The 3,105-nt window shown below is 58.2% G+C and carries 2 protein-coding genes; both read left to right on the top strand.

The genetic code is table 11. The features are described from left to right. Positions 1-102: 102 nt before the first annotated feature. Positions 103-1,554: a nicotinate phosphoribosyltransferase gene (gene pncB / locus H5U08_RS14045; protein ID WP_297034320.1), complete on the top strand. Its 1,452-nt coding sequence runs from the start codon at positions 103-105 to the stop codon at positions 1,552-1,554. Next, positions 1,551-3,105, top strand: a 1,555-nt coding sequence (gene nadE / locus H5U08_RS14040; protein WP_297034318.1) for an NAD(+) synthase, incomplete at its 3' end; no start/stop codon positions are given. The genes pncB and nadE, both read left to right, overlap by 4 nt.

Raw genomic sequence — 3,105 nt, 5'->3', positions numbered from 1 at the left:
GCTGGTGACGGTGACTGACCGAGACAATCCCCTGCACCGGCAGATAAAAGCAAAAGATTTATAATAGGAAAAAACATGCACGATTTTTAGGACGGTTGCTGTATGACGAGCTACGCGAAGGCGATCTGTTCCCACCTAGCGCTATTGACCGATCTTTATCAATTGACAATGGCCCAGGGCTACTGGCGCCAGGGTTGGGCCGATCGCCGCGCTGTTTTTCATCTGTTTTTTCGTCGGGCACCGTTTGGCGGACGGTTCGCCGTCGCGTGCGGGATGGAAGCGGTGGTCGAGTTTTTGAAGCGATGGCGTTTCACCGAGGAGGACCTTAACTATCTGGCTACTCTCAAAGCGTCTGATGGCCGGACCCTCTTTTGTCAGGAATTTCTCGATTATTTGGCCGGTCTGCGCTTTGAAGGGGAGGTCCTTGCTGTCGAGGAGGGAACCCTCATCTTTGCCCACGAGCCCTTTTTGCGGGTTCAGGCTGGACTGTTAGTGGCACAACTGCTGGAGACACAGCTTCTCAATCTGGTGGGATTTGCCACGCTGGTGGCCACCAAGGCAGCACGGGTGACGCTGGCCGCCCGGCCCGATCCGGTCATCGAATTTGGCCTGCGGCGAGCGCAGGGATTTGAGGCCGCGCTCATTGCAGCGCGGGCGACGTATATCGGCGGGTGTGTGGGGACTTCCAATGTCCTGGCCGGCAAACTGTGGAATATTCCTGTTCGGGGAACCCAGGCTCACAGTTGGATTCTCGCGTTCGGCGACGAGCGGAGGGCCTTCCAGGCTTACGCGGAAAGTTATCCCTCCAGTTGTGTGCTTTTGGTGGATACGTTCGATACAATCCAGGGAGTTAAGCACGCGATCGAGGTCGCCCAGAAGTTAAAGGAAAATGGACATCGGCTGGTGGGAATTCGTCTGGACTCCGGCGATCTGGTGGCACTCAGCCAGAAGGCCCGGCAGATGCTCGATGAGGCTGGCTTGAACGATGTGCTCATCCTTGCCTCCGGGGATCTTGACGAGTATCGGATCAGCCGTCTCAAAGCCGCAGGGGCCCAGATCAACGCATGGGGAGTTGGTACACGGCTGACCACGGCCTTTGATGAGCCGGCGCTTTCCGTGGTTTACAAACTGGCGGCCATCCAGGATGGAAACGGAAACTGGCACGATCGAATGAAAATTTCGGCGGAATCCGCCAAACAGACCCTGCCAGGGATTTTACGCGTCCGTCGGTATCATGTGGCGGGCCAGCCCCAGATGGACGTCATCTATGACGAACGCGATTCCCGGGAACTCCAGTTTCCCGCGCAGGGACGGAAGAAATCTTCAACTGAGGGTACCACGGAGTTGCTGCAACCGCTTTGGATTGGGAGCGAACCAGTTTACACGGAGAGGAGTCTGAAAGAAATTCGGGAGTATGTTCAGGACCAGCTTGCTGCCTTTCCTGCGGAGTACCTTTCCCTGCGCGGGGCAAAAGCGTTCCCGGTGAAGATGGCTCGCGGCGTTGCCCGCCGCCGTCGCCAACTCCGCTTGCACCACGAGGAGCTTTCACCATGAGTCGGGTCCGCGTGGCAGGGGCGACCGTCAATCAGACGCCCCTTGATTGGTCCAACAACCTGGCCAATATCGTGCGTGCCATCGAAGTTGCCCGAAATGAAGGGGCAACCATCGTATGTTTGCCGGAACTATGCATCACGGGCTACGGGTGCGAGGACGCATTTCTTTCGCCGGGCGTTCACAAGACAGCACTCGAAGTGCTCATGGAGTGTCTGCCCCATACCAAGGGGATGATCGTCTCCTTGGGACTGCCCCTTTTCCACCGATGCGCCGTATTCAATTCCGCCTGCCTGGTCGCGGATGGGGAAATCCTCGGCTTTGTCCCCAAGAAGTTTCTGGCATCGGAGGGCCTCCATTACGAACCCCGGTGGTTCAAGCCCTGGCCGGCGGGGGTGTGCGATCAGATTGAGATAGCCGGCCGCAATTACCCGATCGGTGACTACGTATTTAGCGTGGGCGGGATTCGACTCGGCTTTGAGATCTGCGAGGATGCCTGGGTGGCACAACGCCCGGGGAGCGAGCTGGCCTCGCGGGGAGTCGATCTCATTCTCAATCCGAGTGCGAGTCATTTCTCGTTCGGCAAATACGAGGTGCGCAAGCGGTTCGTGGTGGAAGGTTCCCGGGCCTTCCATGTGGGATACATTTACACCAACCTGATGGGTAATGAAGCCGGGCGGGTCATTTATGACGGAGGAGTCCTGATTGCCTCGCAGGGACGGATGATCGCCGCAGGACCACGGTTCAGCTTTCGGCCGGTCACGGTCAGTACGGGCGTCGTGGATGTGGAGCTTAACCGTGTGAACAGAGCTCGTTCAGCCGGCTTTGATCCTCATCTCGCTTTTCGCAACGATGGGGTGGTCAATTTTCCCTGGAATTTTCCGGATATCGAGCCATCCGTGGAAATGGCGCAGTGGCCGTCGTGGGAAACGGGACCACATCTTAAAGAGGAGGAATTCGCGCGGGCGGTCATGCTTGGGTTGTTCGATTATCTCCGCAAGAGCAAGGCCAGGGGATTTGTCGTCAGCGTGAGCGGCGGTGCCGACTCCTCGGCGGTGGCCTGCCTGGCGGCTCTCATGGTCGAAGCGGCTCACCAGGAGCTGGGTCACGAAGCCTTTTGCCAGGCCCTCAGCCACATTCCCGAGTTGAGGACGACTCAAACTCATCAGGAGCGGATCGCAAAACTTCTTCACTGTATTTACCAGGCCACTCGGAATAACAGTCCCGCTACTCGGGAGGCGGCCACGGCCGTGGTGACCTCCCTCGGTGCGACCATGTCGTGCATTTCCGTGGACGAAATCGTGACACTGTACGTCAAGCGTATCGAGGAGGTTCTCGGGCATCCCCTGACGTGGGACAAGCACGACATCGCTCTGCAAAATATCCAGGCCCGCGCTCGCGGCCCCAGTGCCTGGCTGCTGGCGAATGTGAAAGGTGCCTTACTATTGACCACCAGCAACCGATCGGAAGCGGCCGTCGGGTATGCCACCATGGACGGCGACACCTGTGGAAGCATCAGCCCGATTGCAGGCATCAACAAGACCTATCTGCGGC

This window comes from Thermogutta sp. (assembly GCF_014359955.1).
In the GTDB taxonomy this organism is placed as follows: Bacteria; Planctomycetota; Planctomycetia; order Pirellulales; family Thermoguttaceae; genus Thermogutta.
The sequence above is the reverse complement of the archived record's forward strand: the minus strand, read 5'-3'. Positions and strand labels throughout refer to the sequence as shown.

What these genes read in the sequence shown, in the direction of transcription:
- pncB (WP_297034320.1), top strand. Translation starts at nt 103, where the DNA reads ATGACGAGCTACGCGAAGGCGATCTGTTCCCACCTAGCGCTATTGACC.